20 protein-coding genes are annotated in these 18070 nt (G+C 74.8%); 3 read left to right on the forward strand and 17 right to left on the reverse strand.

Annotation, left to right across the window (positions count from 1 at the left end; genetic code table 11):
• Nucleotides 1–4: 4 nt before the first annotated feature.
• From ABZ810_RS33150 to kdgD, 3 genes are read right to left on the reverse strand one after another with little or no spacing between them, the layout of a single operon-like run.
• Nucleotides 5–1327 (reverse strand): enolase C-terminal domain-like protein, encoded by a 1323-nt coding sequence (locus ABZ810_RS33150; protein WP_358410009.1) that lies wholly within the window; start codon nucleotides 1325–1327, stop codon nucleotides 5–7.
• Nucleotides 1324–2937 carry an aldehyde dehydrogenase (NADP(+)) gene (locus ABZ810_RS33155; protein ID WP_358410011.1) on the reverse strand — a complete coding sequence of 538 codons (1614 nt, stop codon included), beginning with the start codon at nucleotides 2935–2937 and terminating at the stop codon, nucleotides 1324–1326. The genes ABZ810_RS33150 and ABZ810_RS33155 overlap by 4 nt, the downstream gene beginning before the upstream one ends.
• Nucleotides 2934–3857, reverse strand: a complete 924-nt coding sequence (gene kdgD / locus ABZ810_RS33160) for a 5-dehydro-4-deoxyglucarate dehydratase (protein ID WP_358410012.1) — start codon at nucleotides 3855–3857, stop codon at nucleotides 2934–2936. Before kdgD ends, ABZ810_RS33155 begins: the two co-directional genes overlap by 4 nt.
• A 113-nt stretch (nucleotides 3858–3970) precedes the next feature.
• On the opposite strand from kdgD, the gene ABZ810_RS33165 reads away from it, so the two are divergent.
• On the forward strand, nucleotides 3971–4855 hold the full coding sequence (locus ABZ810_RS33165; protein WP_358410013.1) for a LysR family transcriptional regulator: 885 nt from the start codon (nucleotides 3971–3973) through the stop codon (nucleotides 4853–4855).
• A gap of 16 nt (nucleotides 4856–4871) precedes the next feature.
• On the opposite strand, the gene ABZ810_RS33170 is transcribed toward ABZ810_RS33165, so the two are convergent.
• A complete protein-coding gene (locus ABZ810_RS33170; protein WP_358410014.1) occupies nucleotides 4872–5621 on the reverse strand; it encodes a phosphatase PAP2 family protein in 750 nt (249 codons plus the stop codon).
• A 124-nt stretch (nucleotides 5622–5745) separates the two neighbouring features.
• Between ABZ810_RS33170 and ABZ810_RS33175 the strand changes: the two genes are divergently transcribed.
• Nucleotides 5746–6681 carry a hypothetical protein gene (locus tag ABZ810_RS33175; RefSeq protein WP_358410016.1) on the forward strand — a complete coding sequence of 312 codons (936 nt, stop codon included), beginning with the start codon at nucleotides 5746–5748 and terminating at the stop codon, nucleotides 6679–6681.
• A 36-nt stretch (nucleotides 6682–6717) separates the two neighbouring features.
• On the opposite strand, the gene ABZ810_RS33180 is transcribed toward ABZ810_RS33175, so the two are convergent.
• Complete coding sequence (locus ABZ810_RS33180; RefSeq protein ID WP_358410018.1) at nucleotides 6718–7479, reverse strand: SDR family oxidoreductase; 762 nt, start codon at nucleotides 7477–7479, stop codon at nucleotides 6718–6720.
• A gap of 47 nt (nucleotides 7480–7526) precedes the next feature.
• Here ABZ810_RS33180 and ABZ810_RS33185 point away from each other — a divergent pair, with 47 nt between their 5' ends.
• On the forward strand, nucleotides 7527–8132 hold the full coding sequence (locus ABZ810_RS33185) for a TetR family transcriptional regulator (protein WP_358410019.1): 606 nt from the start codon (nucleotides 7527–7529) through the stop codon (nucleotides 8130–8132).
• Here ABZ810_RS33185 and ABZ810_RS33190 read toward each other — a convergent pair.
• The 12 genes from ABZ810_RS33190 to ABZ810_RS33245 all read right to left on the reverse strand — a co-directional run bounded on the left by ABZ810_RS33190 (nucleotide 8097) and on the right by ABZ810_RS33245 (nucleotide 18015).
• Nucleotides 8097–8699, reverse strand: coding sequence for a thiamine pyrophosphate-dependent enzyme (locus ABZ810_RS33190; protein ID WP_358410021.1), 603 nt, complete (start codon nucleotides 8697–8699; stop codon nucleotides 8097–8099). The two genes, ABZ810_RS33185 and ABZ810_RS33190, sit on opposite strands and share 36 nt — an antisense overlap.
• Complete coding sequence (locus ABZ810_RS33195; RefSeq protein WP_358410022.1) at nucleotides 8696–9217, reverse strand: thiamine pyrophosphate-binding protein; 522 nt, start codon at nucleotides 9215–9217, stop codon at nucleotides 8696–8698. Before ABZ810_RS33195 ends, ABZ810_RS33190 begins: the two co-directional genes overlap by 4 nt.
• Nucleotides 9199–9708, reverse strand: a complete 510-nt coding sequence (locus tag ABZ810_RS33200) for a hypothetical protein (RefSeq protein WP_358410023.1) — start codon at nucleotides 9706–9708, stop codon at nucleotides 9199–9201. Before ABZ810_RS33200 ends, ABZ810_RS33195 begins: the two co-directional genes overlap by 19 nt.
• The gene (locus ABZ810_RS33205; protein ID WP_358410024.1) at nucleotides 9705–10667 is read right to left on the reverse strand and encodes a nucleotidyltransferase domain-containing protein; all 963 of its coding nucleotides are present in this window, start codon (nucleotides 10665–10667) and stop codon (nucleotides 9705–9707) included. The genes ABZ810_RS33200 and ABZ810_RS33205 overlap by 4 nt, the downstream gene beginning before the upstream one ends.
• A complete protein-coding gene (locus ABZ810_RS33210; RefSeq protein ID WP_358410025.1) occupies nucleotides 10664–11533 on the reverse strand; it encodes an isocitrate lyase/phosphoenolpyruvate mutase family protein in 870 nt (289 codons plus the stop codon). The genes ABZ810_RS33205 and ABZ810_RS33210 overlap by 4 nt, the downstream gene beginning before the upstream one ends.
• 43 nt (nucleotides 11534–11576) lie before the next feature.
• Nucleotides 11577–12581 (reverse strand): SDR family oxidoreductase, encoded by a 1005-nt coding sequence (locus tag ABZ810_RS33215; protein WP_358410026.1) that lies wholly within the window; start codon nucleotides 12579–12581, stop codon nucleotides 11577–11579.
• Nucleotides 12578–13018: an SRPBCC family protein gene (locus ABZ810_RS33220; RefSeq protein ID WP_358410028.1), complete on the reverse strand. Its 441-nt coding sequence runs from the start codon at nucleotides 13016–13018 to the stop codon at nucleotides 12578–12580. The genes ABZ810_RS33215 and ABZ810_RS33220 overlap by 4 nt, the downstream gene beginning before the upstream one ends.
• 87 nt (nucleotides 13019–13105) lie before the next feature.
• Nucleotides 13106–13627 (reverse strand): hypothetical protein, encoded by a 522-nt coding sequence (locus ABZ810_RS33225; RefSeq protein ID WP_358410030.1) that lies wholly within the window; start codon nucleotides 13625–13627, stop codon nucleotides 13106–13108.
• Nucleotides 13624–14595: a hypothetical protein gene (locus ABZ810_RS33230; protein WP_358410032.1), complete on the reverse strand. Its 972-nt coding sequence runs from the start codon at nucleotides 14593–14595 to the stop codon at nucleotides 13624–13626. Before ABZ810_RS33230 ends, ABZ810_RS33225 begins: the two co-directional genes overlap by 4 nt.
• Complete coding sequence (locus ABZ810_RS33235; RefSeq protein WP_358410033.1) at nucleotides 14592–15875, reverse strand: aspartate aminotransferase family protein; 1284 nt, start codon at nucleotides 15873–15875, stop codon at nucleotides 14592–14594. Before ABZ810_RS33235 ends, ABZ810_RS33230 begins: the two co-directional genes overlap by 4 nt.
• Nucleotides 15872–17062 (reverse strand): acyl-CoA dehydrogenase family protein, encoded by a 1191-nt coding sequence (locus ABZ810_RS33240; RefSeq protein ID WP_358410035.1) that lies wholly within the window; start codon nucleotides 17060–17062, stop codon nucleotides 15872–15874. The genes ABZ810_RS33235 and ABZ810_RS33240 overlap by 4 nt, the downstream gene beginning before the upstream one ends.
• Nucleotides 17059–18015, reverse strand: a complete 957-nt coding sequence (locus ABZ810_RS33245) for a hypothetical protein (RefSeq protein ID WP_358410037.1) — start codon at nucleotides 18013–18015, stop codon at nucleotides 17059–17061. Before ABZ810_RS33245 ends, ABZ810_RS33240 begins: the two co-directional genes overlap by 4 nt.
• Nucleotides 18016–18070: the final 55 nt, after the last annotated feature.

Raw genomic sequence — 18070 nt, forward strand, 5'->3', positions numbered from 1 at the left:
GGGATCAGCTCCGCGACAGGCAGGCACGTTTGGGGTCGAACGCCCAGCCGGGCATGAGGTACTGCATGGCCAGGGCGTCGTCACGGCCCCCGAGACCGTGTTCCAGATAGAGCTCGTGCGCCGCCTCGACCCGGTCGAGGTCGAGGTCGCAGCCGAGGCCCGGGGTCGCCGGGACCTCGATGGCGCCACCGGAGATCGTCAGCGGCTCGCGGGTGAGCCGCTGACCGTCCTGCCAGATCCAGTGCGTGTCGATCGCGGTGATCGCGCCCGGCGCCGCCGCGGCGACGTGGGTGAACATCGCCAGTGACACGTCGAAGTGGTTGTTGGAATGGGAGCCCCAGGTGAGACCCCAGGCGTCGCACATCTGGGCGACGCGGACCGACCCGTTCATCGTCCAGAAGTGCGGGTCGGCGAGGGGGATGTCGATCGCGCCGGCGCGCAGCGCGTGGGCGAGCTCGCGCCAGTCGGTGGCGATCATGTTGGTCGCGGTGGGCATCCCGGTGGCGCGGCGGAACTCGGCCAGCACCTCGCGGCCGGAGTAGCCGCCCTCGGCGCCGCACGGGTCCTCGGCGTATGCCAGGACGTCCCGCAACCCGCGGCACAGCCCGATCGCCTCGTCCAGCGACCAGCACCCGTTGGGGTCGAGGGTGATGCGGGCGTCGGGGAAACGCGCGGCGAGGGCGGTGACCACGGCGGCCTCCTCGGGGCCGGGCAGCACGCCCCCCTTGAGCTTGAAGTCGCGGAACCCGTAGCGGGCCCGGGCGGCCTCGGCGAGCGCGACGACCGCGTCCGGCGTGAGCGCCTCCTCGCGGCGCAGCCGCAGCCAGTCGTCCTCGGCGTCCGTCTCGCCCAGGTACGGAAGGTCGGTGCCGGCGCGGTCGCCGACGAAGAACAGGTAGCCGAGCACCGGGACGGACGTGCGCCGCACGCCGTCGCCGAGCAGGGCCGCGACGGGCACCTCCAGGTACCGGCCCAGCAGGTCCAGCAGCGCGGCCTCCAGCGCGGTGACCACGTGGACCGCCGTGCGCCCGTCGAACGTCTGCGCGCCGCGCCCGGCGCCGTCCAGGCCCGCGTACCTTCGCCGGACGTCGCCCAGGACGGCGTTGTAGTGCGCGACCGGACGGCCCACGACGAGGTCGCGCGCCTCCTGGAGGGTGCGGGTGATCGCCGTTCCGCCGGGCACCTCGCCGACGCCGACGCGGCCGTCCGCGTCGGTGAGGACGACCAGGTTCCGGGTGAAGAACGGCCCGTGCGCGCCGCTGAGGTTGAGCAGCATGGAGTCGTGCCCGGCGACCGGGACGACGCGCATGCCGGTGACGATCGTCATGGCCGCCTCCCCAGGCCGCCCGCCGGGTCGTCGCCGGTGAGCTCGGGCGGCAGGAGCGCGGCGGGCACGTCCTGGTAGCAGACCGGGCGGAGGAAACGTTCGATGGCAGACGTCCCGACCGAGGTGGAGCGGGAGTCGGACGTCGCGGGGAAGGGCCCGCCGTGGACCATGGCGTGCCCCACCTCGACACCGGTCGGCCAGCCGTTGACGATGATGCGGCCGGCGAGCGGTTCCAGGAGCGGCAGCAGCTCGCGCGCCCGCTCGTGGTCGCCGCCGGACGCGTGCACGGTCGCGGTGAGCTGCCCGTCCAGCCGTTCGAGGATCTCGGCGAGCCGCGCCGGAGAGGCGACCCTGACCACCAGCGCGACCGGCCCGAAGACCTCCTCGTGCAGCGCGGGCTCGGCGAGGAACGTGGCCTCGTCGGTGACGAACAACCCGGCGCGTCCCGCGGCGGCGATCGCGCCGTCCTCCTCGCCGAGGGCCGCCGTGCTCACCCCCGGGTGGCCGCGCAGCCGGTCCAGCCCGGAGGTGAACGCCGCGCGGACGCGACCGGTCAGCATGGGCGCCGCCGCGACCTTCCGCATCTCCGCGGAGGCGGCGGCGACGAACTCGTCGAAGCCCTCGCCCTCCGCCGCGAACACCAGCCCGGGTTTGGTGCAGAGCTGCCCGGCCCCGGTCGTGACCGACGCGACCAGGCCCCGGCCGATCTCGGCGGCGCGCTCGGCCAGCGCCCCGGGAAGGACGATCACCGGGTTGACGCTGGACATCTCGGCGTGGACGGGGATCGGCTCGGGACGGGACGCCGCGGCCGCCACCAGGGCGAGCCCCGCCGTGCGCGAACCGGTGAAGCCGACCGCCTTGACGCGCGGGTGGCGCACCAGCTCGGTCCCGAGGCCGGGGCCGTCGCCGTACAGCAGGGCGAAGGTGCCCTCGGGCAGCCCGTGCCGCCGGACCGCGTCCTGGATCACCCGGCCGACGAGCTCGGACGTGCCGGGGTGCGCCTCGTGCGCCTTGACCACGACCGGGGCGCCGGCCGCCAGCGCCGAGGCGGTGTCGCCGCCCGCCACCGAGAACGCCAGCGGGAAGTTGCCCGCCCCGAACACCGCGACCGGCCCGACAGGGATCCGGCGCCTGCGCAGGTCGGGGCGCGGCAGCGGCGTCCGGTCCGGCAGGGCCGGCTCGGCGCGCACGCCGAGCCAGGTGCCCTCGCGGACGAACGACGCGAACAGGCGCAGCTGGCCGCAGGTGCGGGCCCGCTCCGACACGACCCGGGCGCGGGGGAGCCCGGTCTCGGCCTCGACCCGTTCGACCAGGACGTCCCCGAGGGCCTCGACGCCGCCGGCGATCGCGTCGAGGAAGGCCGCCCGCCGCTCCGGCCCGGTGGCGCGGTAGCGGGGGAACGCGGCCCAGGCCAGCTCGGCGGCCCGCCCGACCTCGGCCGCGCCGCCCATCCCGTAGGCGGGCTCCAGCTCCCGCCCGGTCCGGGGGTCGGTCGCGCGGAGCGTGCCGCCGGTCCCGCGGACCTCGCCGCCGCCGATGAGCATCGAGCCGGTGAGCCCCTTGCCGGTGAGCCCCTTGCCGGTGAGCGCCGTGCCGGTGAGGGAGGTCATGCCGCCACCCCGGCCCGCTCGATGAGCGCGGTCAGCGTGGCGAACTCCTCCGCGGTGAGGTCGGTCAGCGGCGGCCGCACCGGCCCGGCGGGGCGGCCGACCGCCTGCATCCCGGCCTTGACGATCGACACCGCGTAGCCGGGCTTGCGGTTCCTGATCTCGACGTACGGCAGCACGAAGTCGGTCATCTTTCCGTAGACGGCCGCGCTGTCCCCGGCCCGCACGGCGTCGTAGAAGCCGAGTGCGAACTTCGGCGCGAAATTGAAGATCGCAGAAGAGTACGTGGTGACGCCCAGCTCCAGGTAGGGCAGGGCGAACGTCTCCGCCGTAGGCAGCCCGCCGACGTAGAGCAGCCGGTCGCCGAGCGTCGCGTACAGCCGGGTCATCAGCTCGATGTCGCCGACACCGTCCTTGAAGCCCACCAGGTTGGGGCACGAGCCGGCGAGCCGTTCCATGGTCGGCACCGTGAACGCCGCGTTGGCCCGGTGGTAGACGATGACGCCCAGCGAGGTGGCCGCGCAGACCGCCTCGATGTGCGCGGCCAGCCCGTCCTGGCTGGCCTCGGTCAGGTACGGCGGGAAGAGCAGGATCGCGTCGGCGCCCGCCCGTTCCGCGCCGGCCACCATCTCGGCGGCCTGCGCGGTGCCGTACCCCGCCGGGGCGACGATCGGGATGGCGCCGGCCATCTCCTCCACGCCGGCCCGCACCACCCTGCCGACCTCCGGCGGCGTCAGCGAGAAGAACTCGCCGGTTCCGCCGGCCACGAAGAGCCCCGCGATCGGGAACGACGACAACCAGCCCAGGTTGGCGCGGTAGGCCGCCTCGTCGAACTCCAGCCCGGCGGTGAAGTGAGTGACGGGGAAGGACAGCAGCCCGTTCCCCAGGACTCGCCGGATCTCCGACGGGGTGTGTCGCGTCATGACCTGAACTCCGTTTCAAGAGGTGAGCGGTACGTTAGATCCCTTCGCGATGCTGATCCAACACACCTTTGGCATTGTTCGATACCTTCCGTGCATCACCTCCCGGAGGCCGGATGTACACCCTCGACCAGTTGCGCGGATTCGTGGCGGTCGCCGAGGAAGGGCACGTCGGACGTGCGGCCGCCCGCCTGCGGATGACCCAGCCGCCCCTGAGCCGCCAGGTGCGGCGGCTCGAACGCGCCATCGGCATCACGCTCTTCGAGCGCACCGCCACGGGCATGACGCTCACCCCCGCCGGGCGCACGTTCCTGATCGAGGCCCGCCGCCTCCTCGAGCACGCCGCCAGCGCCCCGCTGACCGCCCGCCGCGTCGCCACCGGGACCGCCGGGACGATCCGGATCGGCTTCACCGCCGTGTCGGCGCTGACCGTCCTCGGGCAGTGGATCGCGACCGCCGCCGAGCATCTGCCCGACGTCGACCTCGTCCTCAGCGAGATGGTCACCCACGCGCAGCTCGACGCGCTCATGGCCGGTGAGATCGAGGTCGGGCTCGTCCGCCAGGTGCCCGAGACCGACGTGCTGTCGGCGCGGCTCGTGCACACCGACTCGCTGATCCTGGCCGCGCCGCGCGACCATCCGCTCACCCGGCTCGGCCGGCCCCCGGCCCTGGCCGACATCGCGCGTCACGACGTCGTGACGTACTCGCCGTCGGACGCCTGGTACTTCTACGAGAAGGTCGTGGCCGCCTTCCACCAGGCCCGCCTCACGCCCCGCTACGTTCAGCACATCAGCCAGGTCCACACGGTCCTGTCGGTGGTCAACGCCGGCCTCGGCGTGGCCCTCGTGCCCAGCTCGGCCGCCGCCCTGCGCCTGGAACGCCTCGTCTTCTCCGAGGTGGACGGCATCGACGAGGACACCGTCGAGCTCTACTGCGTCTGGCGCAACTCCAACGACAACCCGGCCCTGGCCGCCCTCCTGGCCCGCGTGGCCCCGCCCTGATCGCCGCCGCCGTGCCCTAGGTGCGCGGCGGCGCGTCGGCGGGGTCGCCGCGCGGCGAGATCCGCGGCGCGGCCTCGGGCTCGACCCCCTCGCGCACCGGACGCACCGGCGGACGCCCGGCGTCCTGCCGCCAGGTCTCGAACGCGGCGGCGGTGGCGAGCACGATGCCGGCGCCGAGCAGCCACCCGGCCAGCACGTCGCTGACGTAGTGCACGCCGAGCGCGACCCGGCAGACGCCGGAGGCCAGCGAGACCAGCACCGCCGCCGTCCACGCGACGTACCGCCAGGCGCCGCGCAGCACCGGGAGCAGGATCAGCACGATGGTCGCGCTCCCCGCGACGGCGGTGAGCGCGTGCCCGGACGGGAACGACCCGCCGGGGAAGTGCGCGATGGGGGTGGGCAGCTCGGGGCGCGGCCGGTCCACCACCACCTTGAGCAGCAGGCCCAGCAGCCCGGCCACCAGGAGGGTCACCGCCGCCCAGGCGGCGAGGCGCCGGGCGCCCCGGTACACCAGCCAGCAGATCAGCACGATGCCGGTGCCGCGGAACACCCACGCGTGGAAGATGTGCGAGGTCGCCTTGAGCGGCGGGACGACCTCGTCATGGCGCAGCACCCAGGCGTTGAGGTCCCGGGTGGCGTCGCGGTCGAGCGAGGCCGACGGGCCCCACTCGGCGGTCACCGCCGCCAGCACCAGGGCGAACGGGACCAGGGCGGCGAACACCGCGAGCGCCGCCAGCGTGAGCCTCAGACCGAGCGTGACCCTCATCGCCTTTGTCTGGCCGCGAGGCGCGGGTCCAAACCTCCGGCCGGTGAACCCCGGCCGTCCCGGCGCGCGTAGTACCCCGGGGCGGATCTTCACCTGCCCCGGAACGGAAGGAGGTGCGTCGCAGATGGGGTTCTTGGGCCGGGTGGCCGGAGCGATGCCCGTTCGGACGCTGCCGGTGGTGGGCGCCGGAGCCCTGCTGCTCACCACGGGCACGGCGGCCTCCGGGGCCCCGGCCGCGGCCGCGCCCGGGGACGCCGAGCGGGTCGCGCGGCTGACCCGCCAGATCAAGGCTCTGGAGAAGGCGTCCGGCGGCCGGCTGGAGCAGCTGCGCGACGCCCGGCTGGACGCCGGCCGGTCGCTCCGGCAGGTCCAGTCGCTCGGCGCCGACCTCGAACAGGCGCGCGGCGAGGTGGCCAGGCTGGCGGCCGACCAGTACATCAACAACGGCGTCGATCCGTCCGTGCAGGTCCTGAGCGTCGACGATCCGCGCCAGATGCTCGACGGCGCCACGCTGGCGGCGCGGTTCGCCGAGGGCAGGGCGGCCCGGGTCAAGCAGATCCAGAGCCTGCGCGCGCGGCAGGACCGGACCCGCCGCGAGGCCGAGGTCAAGATCCGGAAGCTCGAGTCCGACATCCGGGAGATCGCCGGCCAGAAGCAGCGGGTGCGCGCCCTGCTCCAGAAGTACAAGCCGGAGTCGCCGCTGGTCGGCAGCGGTGGCATGACGGCGCGCATGGTCGCGGTGCGCAACGAGATCGAGACCGAGTTCGGGCCGTTCCTCACGATCGGCTGCACCAGGCCCGGCGACCCGCAGGACCACGGCACCGGCCGCGCCTGCGACTTCATGGAGAGCACCGGCGGCAGGATGCCGACCGCGGACCGCGTCGCGCACGGCGACGCGGTCGCGGCGTACGCCATCAGGCACGCCGGCCAGCTCGGGATCAAGTACATCATCTGGAAGCAGCGCATCTACGACATGCGCAACCCCGGATGGCGGGCCATGTCCGACCGCGGCAGCATCACCCAGAACCACTTCGACCACAACCACATCTCGGTCTTCTGACCCGAGCCGCCCGGCGCGCGGATCGGACGGGGACCGTCAGAGGCGGGGGCCGAGGAAGAGGCCGCCGCTGGCGTCGATGACCTGGCCGGTCACCCAGCGGGCGCCGTCGGAGGCCAGGAAGGCCACCACGTCCGCGACGTCGGAGGCCCGGCCCACGCGGCCGAGCGCGCTCAGCCCGCCGACGGCGTCCCACGTCTCGGGCGGGAAGACGGACTCGTTCGCCTCGGTCCTGGTCCCGCCGGGGGCCACGGCGTTCACCGTGACGCCGCGGCCGCCGAGCGCCTGGGCGAGCGTGCGGCTCATGGTCTCCAGCGCGCCCTTGGTCATGGCGAACGAGGTCTGCGTGGGATTGGCCATCCGGGTCGCGACCGAGGAGAGCGTGATGATCCGGCCGCCGTCGGGCAGCAGGGGCAGGGCCCGCTGGACGATGAAGTAGGGCGCCCTGACGTTCACCGCGAAGAGGCGGTCGAACGCGTCCGGGGTGTCGGTCTCGATCGGCCCGCCGGGGGCCGCCGCGGCGTTGTTGACCAGGACGTCGAGCGGGCGCCCGGCCAGTTCCGCCTCCAGCCGCGCGAAGAGCGCGTCGACGCCGTCGGGGCTCGCCAGGTCGGCCCGTACGGGGAACGCCCGGCCGCCCTCGTTCTCGATGCGCCGGATCGTCTCCTTCGCCGCCGCCTCGCCCGTGCCGTAGTGCACGGCGACCCGCGCGCCGTCCGCGGCGAGGCGTTCGGCGACGGCGCGGCCGATGCCCTGCGACGCCCCGGTCACCAGCGCGGTCCTGCCGGACGTTTGTTCCATGACCCCTCCAGAGTGTTAGTGACTAACAGGTTGGTAGTGTCTATCACATGTCCGGAAAAGGGAAGAGCCTCCGGGACCGGCGCAGGGCGGAGACCCGGCGCATGATCCAGGCGCACGCGATCCGCCTTTTCGTCGAGGTCGGCTACGACGAGACGGCCGTCAACGACGTCGCCGAGGCTGCCGGGGTGTCGGCGATGACGGTGTACCGGCACTTCGCCACCAAGGAGGACCTCGTCCTGTACGACGAGTACGACCCGCTGACGGCCGCCGCGATTTTGGCCCGGCCCGGCGACGAGCCGCTGGTGCGCCGGATCGGGCGGGCGCTGGTCGACACCGCCGCGGCGGCGGACGTGAGCGGCGACCCCGCCGCCAAGGCCCTGCTGCTCGACCGGCTGCGCTTGATGATCTCCACCCCGGCGTTGCGCGCCCGCCACCTCGACAGCCAGTACGCCACCCAGTCCGCCATCGTGGACGCCCTCTGCGGGCCCGCCGGTGACCCGGAGCTGGAGTTCAGCGTGCGCGCCGCGTCCGGCGCGGTCCTGGGCGCGGTCCACGTCGCGCTCACCCGCTGGGCGGAGCACGACGGCCGGGACGACCTGCCCGGGCTCATGCGCGAGTCACTGAACCGCGCGTTCGGGATCTCCTTCGGCTGAACGAAGCCAGACCTGGAAACGGCGGGCGACACCCGGCATGGTCAGCCCGGTCCGCGGTGGCACCGGGTCGCCCATGGCGCCGACGACATGGACCAGGGCGGGCCCGTCCGCCGCGGCGGAACGGTCGAGGGCGGCGCCCAGCGTCGCGGCCTCGGTGACGACCTCGGTCGTCGCGTACCCGAACGCACGGCCGATGTCGTGCACCCGGCCGGGCCCGAAGACGCGCTGGCCGCCGGTGCTCTCCCAGCCCCCGTTCCAGTGCACGACGTGGGTGAGGCGCACACCCGTGAGACCGATCGTCGCGGTGCCCGGCAGGCCCATCAGGTGGTTGCCGTCGCCTTCGAGGGCGACGGCCCGGACGCCGCGCGCCAGGGACAGGCCCGCCGCGACGGCGGGGGCCAGGCCCATCCCGGCCAGCAGGTAGAGGACGTGGTCGCCGTCCCCCGCGGCCATCACCTCGCGCGAGAGGAAGCCGTTGCCGACGACGAGGGGATGCGCGCCGCGCGCCGTCCAGCCGAGCACGGTGCCGGCGAGCTCCGCCCTGGTGACGTGACCGGCCGCGCTCATGGCTCCACCAGCAGCGCGTACGGGCGGCGCGCCGCGCGGGCCGCCGCCGATCCGGCCAGCAGCCGGGACGCGTCGCCGCCGTCCGGGCCGACGATGTCGTGGCCGACGCCGGCCGCGGTGAGCAGCGGCACGGTGCGGCACCCCATGACCACGTGGTGCGGCAGGGTGTCGCTCCCGGCGCCCGCCCATCCCACGACGAGCGTGAGCGGGACCTCGGCGCCGGCGGCCAGCGAGATGATCGCGTCCAGCGAGGTGCCCAGCCCCGCGTTCTTCATGAAGACGGCGAAGTGCTCGCCGGCCAGCCCGGCGCCGACGGCCATCGCGACCGCGACGTCCTCGCGCGCGGCGAACGTGACCGGCAGCCGGCGGGAGACCGCGGCGAGGACGCCGGCGAGCTGGGAGTCGGGGACGCCGACGGCCCGCCGCACGCCGATCTCCACGAGCACCGAGACGACGGTGCCGCCGGCGGCGGTGCCGTGCAGGGGCGTCGCCGTGCCGTTCACGAGAGGTTCGCCCACCAATCCCACTGGAACGGGCCGAGGCCGACGGCCTTGCGCAGGTGCTCCAGCGTGGCCGCCACGCGCAGGGAGGGATAGAACCCCTCCGGGGTGCGCATCGGCAGCACGTCGATCGGGATGCGGGAGCGCACGTGCGCGTCCGCCGTGGCGAGGCAGGTCAGCGCGGCCTCCGCGCAGGCCCGGCCGACGTGCGGCCCGGCCTCGGCGCGCAGCCGGTGGAGCTCGCGCAGGCCCCGCGTCGCGGGCGTCGGCTCGCCGTCCAGGGCGAGCAGCAGCTCGATCTCGCGCGGGGACGCCGCCCGGCCGTCCAGGACCATCTCGCAGAACGCCAGCCGCTCGACCGTCAGCAGGCACGCGAGCAGGCAGGTCCCCCAGTCCTCCACCTCGGCGGCGACCTCGGCGTCCTCCAGCCCCGGCTGGACGAGCAGCGCGTGGGTCCACGAGGCGGCGGTGCCCTTGTCGGCGAACCAGCGGGCGTCGATCGCGGTCATGACAGCCTCCCGTCGACCGCCGCCGGGTCGGGGACGAGCTCGGCCGCGTGGTGGACGAGCGCCTCGCTGAGCGCGTCCGCCCCGAGCGTGCCGAGGGCCTCGCCGAGCGACTCCGACGGGAGCTCGAAGCGGGGGATGAGATGGTCGCCGGCGAGCTGGAACGTGCTGTCGCCGAAGGTGAACTCCGGCGCCTCGTTCCGCCGGACCCTGACCAGGGTGGCCGGCTCGGCGATCGGCAGGCCCAGCCGCGCGGTGAACCGCGCGTGCTCGGCGGCCGAGCCGACCCGCCGGGCCTCCGCCAGGACCTCGGGGGAGAGGCCGCCGCGGCGCGCCTTGGCGGCCAGCCACTTGTCACCGACGAAGATCTCGCCCTGCGCGCGAACGAGCACCTCGACCGCGGTCTCCGCGGCGCGCGACCAGGCCAGGCCGGCGAGCGGGGCGTTCCGCGCCGTCATGACCGTGGCCAGGGCGGCGGCCCGCACCGCCACGTCGAGGGCGAGCCGGACGAGCGCCGCCGAGACGCGCGCGGTCTCGTCCTCGTCGAGGATCGGCCGCGTGCCCTCGTACATGGCGAGCGCGGTCGCCCAGCGGCTGAGCCGCTTCATGTCCGTCATCGACGGGACGGCGCCGAGCGCGCAGCGCCCGCCGAACAGGCCGGTGCTCCGGACGGGGACGCCCGCCAGCGCGGCGGCCGGCGCCCCCGTCCGGTAGTGCACCACGTCGAGGCGGGTGCGGCCGGCGAAGAAGAGCATCGGGACCACGCCCGCGACGTCCTCGTCGACGAAGACATGGAGGTCGACGTCGCTGCCGGTGTTGCCGAGCCCGGCCGCCAGCGACCCCACGAGGTGGACCTCGTCGCCCTCGAGGCAGCTGCCGAGGACCTCGATGACCTCCTCCGGGCCCAGGCCGACCGGCTTGAGCGCGGCCCGGATCCCGTCCGTGCAGACCAGCGCCTTCATACCGGCTGCCCCGCCCTGCGGAAGTCCTCGCTGAGCTCGAGCAGCTCGGCCATGGGCGCGATGCGGTGCTCCAGCTGCGCGAGCCCCTCGCCGCTGCGGATCGCGGCCAGCGCCTGGTCGAGCGTCCACACCGTGGCGCGCAGCAGCTGGTTGGCGTAGATCGCCATGCGGTAGCCGAGCAGGCCCAGCGCCCGCAGCGAGATGTGCGGGTACGCCGTGGGGATGCTCACCAGCGGGGCGGGGTGGTCCCACCGCCGGGCGACCTCCAGCGCCTCGCCGCCGTCCTTGCCCCTGGTGTGCAGGAGGACGAGGTCGGCGCCCGCGCCGGCGTACCGCTTCCCCCGTTCCAGCGCCGCGTCCATCCCCTCCTGGGCGATCAGCGCCTCGGTGCGGGCGATCACCAGGAAGTCGGGGTCGACCGCGGCCCGCCGCGCCTCCGCGATCTTCTCGGCGAAGGACTCGACGTCCTCCAGGTCGCGCGGGCCGCCGCCGAGGAAGCTGTTGCGCTTGGGGAAGGCGCTGTCCTCGATGCACACCCCGGCGATCCCGCTGGCGCTGAAGTCGCGCACGGCGCGGATCGTCGTCTCGATCGTGCCGTAGCCGTTGTCGGCGTCCACGACCAGCGGCAGGTCGGAGGCCGCCGCGATCGAGCGGGACGCGGCGAGCATCTCCGCGAACCCGAGCAGGTTGCGGTCGGGCAGGCCGTGCACGGCGGAGACCTCGAGGCTGCTGGCCCACCCGCCGTCGAATCCGGCGCGCTCCGCCAGCCGGCTGACCAGCGCGTTGTGCACGCCGACCAGCGCCACGGGGAGCTCACCCCCGTCCATCACGGCCCGGCGCAGCCGCGTCGTCGCTCTCGTTGCCATGGTCGTCTCTCCTCATTCGGAACCCGGTGGTGGTCGTCGGCGCTCAGGCCGCCCACGGGCGGGGCTCGGCCAGCGCGGCGCGGGGGTTGGACTCGGCCCAGAACGTGAAGGCCCGGCCGAGGATCTCGTGTACGGGGGGAACGATCATGGTCGGCTTCGGCGGATCGGCCATGGACATGTAGGGGACGAACTCGCTCAGCAGCTCGATGACCCTGAGCTGCCTGCCGGTGAGGGTCGTCCGCGCGAAGGGCAGGAAGAACCGCTCCCAGCGTTCGGTCGAGATGATCGGCGGCGGCGCCAGGCGGGACGCCCCGTTGCGGGCGCGCCAGCCGTTGAGCGCCCGGTAGGACACGTCCACCAGATCCTCGGTCGACAACGCCCGCGGGCCGGCGCCGAGCACGATCGGGGCGGCGCCCGCGGGCGGCCCGGCTTCGAGCGCCGCGTTCACGGCGGTCGCCACGTCGTCCACCGCGACCATCTCCACCGTGCCCTTGGGCTCGCCCACGAGCGCGGGCGCCAGCCCGGACAGCGCGGCGCGGGCGAAGGTGTACAGACCCGAGAACCGCGCGACGCGGCCGTCGGCCCGGCGGCCGATGATCAGCGGCGGCCGGATGACGGTGCACCGCCCGTGGCGGGCGACCAGGCGTTCGGCCGCGGCCTTCGACCATTCGTAGGAGTTGCGGTAGTCGGCGGGCCGGTCCGAGGAGGTGTCGCCGCGCAGGCCGATGGCGAAGGCCGTGGAGATGTGCACGAGGTGGGCGTCCGCGGCCACGTCCAGCACCGCCTCGGTGCTGCGGACGTTGGCCTCCCACGCCTCCTCGGGCTCCTGGTTCCACCGCGTCGAGGCCGCCGCGTGGACGACGGCGTCGAACCGGCGCCCCAGCCCCTCCGGTGGCGGCTCGGCGCCGAGCCGCCACCGCAGGACCCCCCTTCCCGGATCCCCCCGGCGGCTGATGGCGACCAGCTCGACGCCGGGCCGTGCGCGCAACGACGTGAGCAGCTCCGAGCCGAGCACGCCGGTCGCGCCGGTGAGCAGCACCCGCGTCATCCCGCGACCGCCCTGCGTTCGAGCCCGTACAACATCTGCTCGCTGTTGTCGCGGATCGCCCTGACCGCCACCGGGTCGAGCATCTGCGCGAGCAGCGGGATGCCGATCTCGAAGACGATGTCGAGCTCCACATGCGTGCGGCCGCCCTCGCGGGCGGTCACCTGCCAGAAACCGTCGAACCGGTCGAGGTCGCCGTCGAGCTGGTTGAACTCCAGCCGGCGGCGGACGTGGTCGATCCGCTCGGTCTCCGACCACTCCAGGATCGATCCCTTGAGCAGGACCGACCACGCCGTGGTGCGCGTCGTGCCGTCGTCGCGGAGCACCGTGAGGCTCCGCACGTTCTCCATGTACTGGGGGTACGCCTCCACGGCGCACACGGTCTCCCAGACGCTGTCGACATCCGCCTCGATGTCGAGGTCAACCCGAACCTGGGGCATGCCGCCCTCCTTGTCGCCCTGCGGTGCGCGTCCGGCGCGTGTGCATCCGGCGCGTGTTCATCCAGTGCGTGTTCATCCAGTGCGGGGTCATCCGGTCCACGCCTCCCAGTCGAAGAGCGGCAGGCCGAGCCGGTGCCGGAGCCGTTCGAGCTGCGAGACCACTTCGGCCGCGGGCCGGTGGCCGGTCGGCGTGCGCCGCACCGGCAGGCGGAACGGCAGCTCGGCGCGGAGCCTGGTGTCGGCCGCCGCGGCGGCGTCCGCCGCCCGCTCCGCGTCGCCGCGGGTCGCGGCGGCCCCGGCCACCATGGTCCGCATCGCCTCGAGCGGCTCCGCCCTCCGGCTTCCGGCGATGACGAGGTCGACCTCGACCCCGGTCCGCGCGGAGCAGCGGCCGGCCAGCATCTCGTGGCAGACCGCGATCCAGCGCAGGCACTCGACGGCCGCGGCGACGGCCCGCGGCCAGTCGCCCCGTTCGATCGCCGAGGCCACGTCCTCGCGGCCCGGCTGCACGAGCATCGCGTGCGCGACCGCCGCGGCGATGCCCTCGGCCGCGTACCAGTGCGCGTCCAGGCCCGCGGTCTCGTCCGGGAACGGCGTGACGGCGCTCATCGGTCCTCCTCGAGCCGCGGCACGATGCCGCCGACGTCGACCGTCCAGCGCAGCGTGCCGCCGGCCAGCGCGGAGAACACCGCGGCGGCGTCGCCCTCCAGCGCGCCGGCCACCGTCTCCGGCGCCGAGCGCAGCGCGGGGACGAGCCGGCGGCTCGCGACGAGCAGGAACGGCTCGCCCGCGAGGGTCCACCGCTCGGCCTCCGGGTTGAGGTGCAGATGGACCCGGCCGGGCGTCCCGGCGGGGTCGATGCCCAGCCGCCGCTGGACGGGGTCCAGGTCGGCCGCGCGGACGGCGGCGCGGGCCAGCTCGGCGACGGCGGCCACCTCAGGTGCGGCCGAGCGCGCGGGCAGCCAGCGTTCGCCGAGGTAGTGCCGGCCCGCCAGGGTGGCGGCCAGCTCCCACGCGGCGGTGCCGGCCCGCCGCGCGAGGTACCACGCGCGGTCCGCGCCGGCCCGTTCGGCCAGCGCCGCGAAGGCCGCCAGCGCCGTCAGGTCGGACGCGAGGGACATCGTGATCAGGTGGGCCGCCGTGCGGCGTTGCCCCGCGTCGAGCAGCGGGGGAGCGCCGTCCCGCAGCGGCACCGCGGTCAGCCACCGGCTGAGCAGCCACGCGTCGCCGCGGCCCGTGCGCCGTGCGGCGCCGCCGTGCTGCGGGCCGTCCTCGCGGCGCCGGCCGAACGGGCGCGCCCCGACCACGCGGTCGATGGCGGCCCGGTCGACGTACCGCACGTCGACGCAGGCGCCGCCGGGGGTGAACGCCAGCACCGGGCCGTCGAGCGGCGGGCGCTCTCCGGCGGACACGACGTGCACGTCGATGTCGGAACGGTGGTCGCCGAGCCCGGCGGCCAGCGAGCCCACCAAATACGGCTCGCCGCCATAGAGCGTGACAGCCTCGACGACCTCCTCGACACGGGCGCCCACCACCTTGAGCGCGTCGCCGGGGGTCACGGCGGAGACCTGGGTCATCGCGGCCGCCCCCCTTCGCGCCGCAGCGTCCGGCAGGTGGCGTGCAGCGCCTCGCGCAGCCGGTCCTCGGCCGCCTCCAGATCGGCGTCGGAGAGGACCGCCGGGGGCAGCAGCCGGATCACCTCCGGCCGCCCGAGGCAGGGGGAGACGACGACCCCGGCGGCGGCGAGCTCCAGCAGGAGCACGCCCGCCGTGTGGGAGTCGTTCAGCTCGACGCCCCACAGGTGACCCCTGCCGCGCACGTCCGCGATCAGCTCGGGGTGGGCGCGGCGTAGCCGTTCCAGGATCGCGGCGAACGCCGGACCGCGGTCGGGCAGGTCCGCGACGGCATCCAGGGCGCTCAGGGCCGCGGCCGCCGACAGCGGATGGCCGCTGAACGTCGTGGTGTGCAGGAACGGGTCGCGGACCAGCGGGCCGAACAGCTCCTCGGTGCCCACGACGGCGGAGATGGGCGCGACCCCGCCGCCCAGCGCCTTGCCGAGCAGCACGGCGGAGACCTCCGCGCCGGAGTCCAGCGCGACCGACATGCCGCCGCACCGGTGGAACCCGGTCTGCACCTCGTCGGCGATGAGGTGGCTGCCGTGCCGCCGGGCCAGCTCGCCCCAGCCGACGAGGACCTCGCGCGGCACCGGCCGGACGCCGCCCTCGCCCTGGACGGGCTCGACGATGAGCGCCGCGACGTCGCCGGCGGCCAGCTCGCGCTCGACCGCGTCGAGGTCGGTGACCTCGACATGGGTGGTGGCGGCGAGATGAGCGGCGAACACGTCACGGTACCGCGCGTACCAGGTGGCGCTGAGCGCCCCGAGTGTCTTGCCGTGGAAGGCGCCCACGGCGGCGAGCACGCGCGGCCGTCCCGTCGACGCCCGCGCGAGCTTGAGCGCGAGGTCGACCGCGTCCGCGCCGTTGCAGCCGAACCAGCAGCGCCGCAGCGGCGCGTGCCCGAGCGCCTCGATCAGGCGGTGCGCCAGCCGCGGCGTCACGTCGTTGGCCAGCGACCGCGAGCTGGTCGGGAGCCGCGCGAGCTGGGCGGCGACGGCGGCCGTGACCGCCGGATGCCGGTGGCCGAGCAGCGTGACCCCGTAACTGCCGAGGTCGAGCATGCGGCGGCCGTCGGAGAGGGTGATCCAGGCGCCGTCGGCCGACGTCTCCCAGGCGCCGCCGCCGGCCATGCGGTGCGCCAGGGCGAGCCCGGGCGACAGGTGGTGGCGTTCGGCGAGCAGCGGGTCGAACGGCTCGCCCGCCGCGCGGTCCGGCGCGGCGAAGGTCGGTGTGGTGCTCATGGGCGCAGGTCCAGGGACAGCGGCCGGCCGGTGCCGGCGGCGGTGATCAGTGATTCGCACAGCGGGAGCGACGGCGGATGGTGATGGGCCGCCATCGCGTCGAGCACGCGTCCCGCCGCCGGGGTGCCGTCGGTGTACGCGGCCGCGCCGAGCAGCGGCCGGAGGTCCGACAGGACACGGTCGGTGGTCGTGCTGAGCCGGAGGCGCAGCGCCGCCGCCGACACCAGGGCGGCGTCGCCGGCCACCAGGCCGCGCGTCCAGGTGTCGCCCAGCCCCTGGCAGGCGGAGCCGAAGGCGACCAGCTCGGCGGCCGCGGCGGTCAGCGCGGCCTCCCGGGTGGGCCGGGGGAGGCGGGGCGGCGCCGCGGCCGTGAGCTCCACCAGCGCGCTGAGCACGCCGTGGTAGGTGGCGCTGATCAGCACGACGAACCAGACCAGGCCGCCGATGACGACGTCGTCGACGGTGCCGGCCGGCGCCTCGTGGAAGACCAGCCGCCGGTCGATCTCGACGTCGGTCAGCTCCAGGCGCGCGGTGTCGGACGCGCACATGCCCAGTGACGGCCACCCCCCGGTGACCTTGAGGCCGGGCGCCTCCGCCGGGCAGAGCGCGACGATCGTCCGGTCCTCGTCGACGACCTGGGCCGAGAGGCAGAACAGCTTGGCGGCGCTGGCGAGCGAGCAGGGGAACTTCACGCCGGTCAGGCGGAACCCGCTGCCGGTGCGCACCGCCCTGGTCGTGCTGCGCAGGATGTTGGGGCTGCCGCCGGGCTCGGCGAACGCGGATCCGACCAGGTCGTGCCCGCCCGCGATGGCCTCCAGCAACATCCAGGAACCGTCGCGCTCGCGGCGCCAGTGCTCGGCCATCAGGCCGATCGACAACATGTGCATGTTGAGCGCGACCGCGACCGACGGGTCGGCGAGCCCGAGGTTGCGCTGGGCGGAGGCGGCCCGCGGGAGGTCGCCGCCGCCTCCGCCGAACTCCGCCGGGATCGGCAGGACGGCCAGGTCGCCGGCCGCCGCGGCCAGGATGCGCCCGGCCGCGCCGACGCCCGCGTCGAGCGGCGGCAGTTCGGGCGGCGCGGGCGCCGTCGGCCAGCCCGCCGCCAGCACCTCGCCCCATCCACCGGACGGCGGTGCCTGACCCCCGGCGTGCCGTTCGCGCTGGTCTCGCGTCAGTGATTCGCTCATGAGCTCGGCCTCTCGTGCCCGGCCGGCACGGCCTCGCCGGTGAGGCCGACGTCCGCGAGCGGCTCGACCCGCTTGGCGCCGGGGGTGGGCAGCGCCGACACCTCCGTGCACAGTTCGAGCATGTCCCGCCAGAGGGTGCGGGGGAGCCGGGCGCCCTCGACGTGCCGGGCGAACGCCGCCTTCATGAGATGGACGCGCCGCCACAGGGAGTCGCCGGGCTCGCAGACCGGGCCCACGCCGGGGAGGGCGTCGTCGACCCTGGCGGCGTCGGCGGGCGTCGCGAGGTCGAGATCCAGGCGCGCCGGTTCGGCCTCCAGGGTGCTCGCGAGCAGCCGGACCAGCTCGCCCGGCTCCAGCAGCACCGACAGGTCGCGGATGATGTCCGCCGGCTCGTCGGGGATGTGGACGTAGGTCACGATGCGGCACGGCGCCCGGAGCTCGTGGCGCAGCTGGCCCGGGACCTGACGTTCGGACAACGCCGGGCCCTTGATCCGGGCCAGCCGCACCGAGGCGGGCACCCCCTCCACCGGAGCCGTGTCACGGAGCAGGAACCCGTAGGTGGGGCCGAGCGACAGGAGCAGTTCGCTCAGCTCGATCCGCTCGACCGCGGCGACGTTCCAGGAATGCCGCCAGATGTCCCTGATCATGATGGGCGTGAGCTGGCTGCGGAACGTGCCGACCACCTCGAACCCGTTGCGCTCCAGGAAATCCGTGACGCGCGGGAAGACCCCGTCGATCCAGCCTTCCGGCTTGATCGTCAGGACCGCGTACCCCCGCAGCGATTCGAACACGGAAGGGCCGATGGCGGTCATCAGCCTGGAGCAGGCGACCTTGAAACCCGGCTCGTCCCGGTAAAGCTCCCACTTCTGCGGGCTCATCGTGAGCGCCGTGCTGAAGTGGTCGGCCGCGGTCCAGTCGACCGCGATGTCCACCATGGCCGTGTCTGCGGACACAGTGCCCCCTTGTTGGTCTCAGTGAATGGACGTGACCCGCCGGTGCGCGGTCCCG

It is taken from the genome of Spirillospora sp. NPDC047279 (assembly GCF_040643285.1).
GTDB lineage: Bacteria > Actinomycetota > Actinomycetes > Streptosporangiales > Streptosporangiaceae > Spirillospora.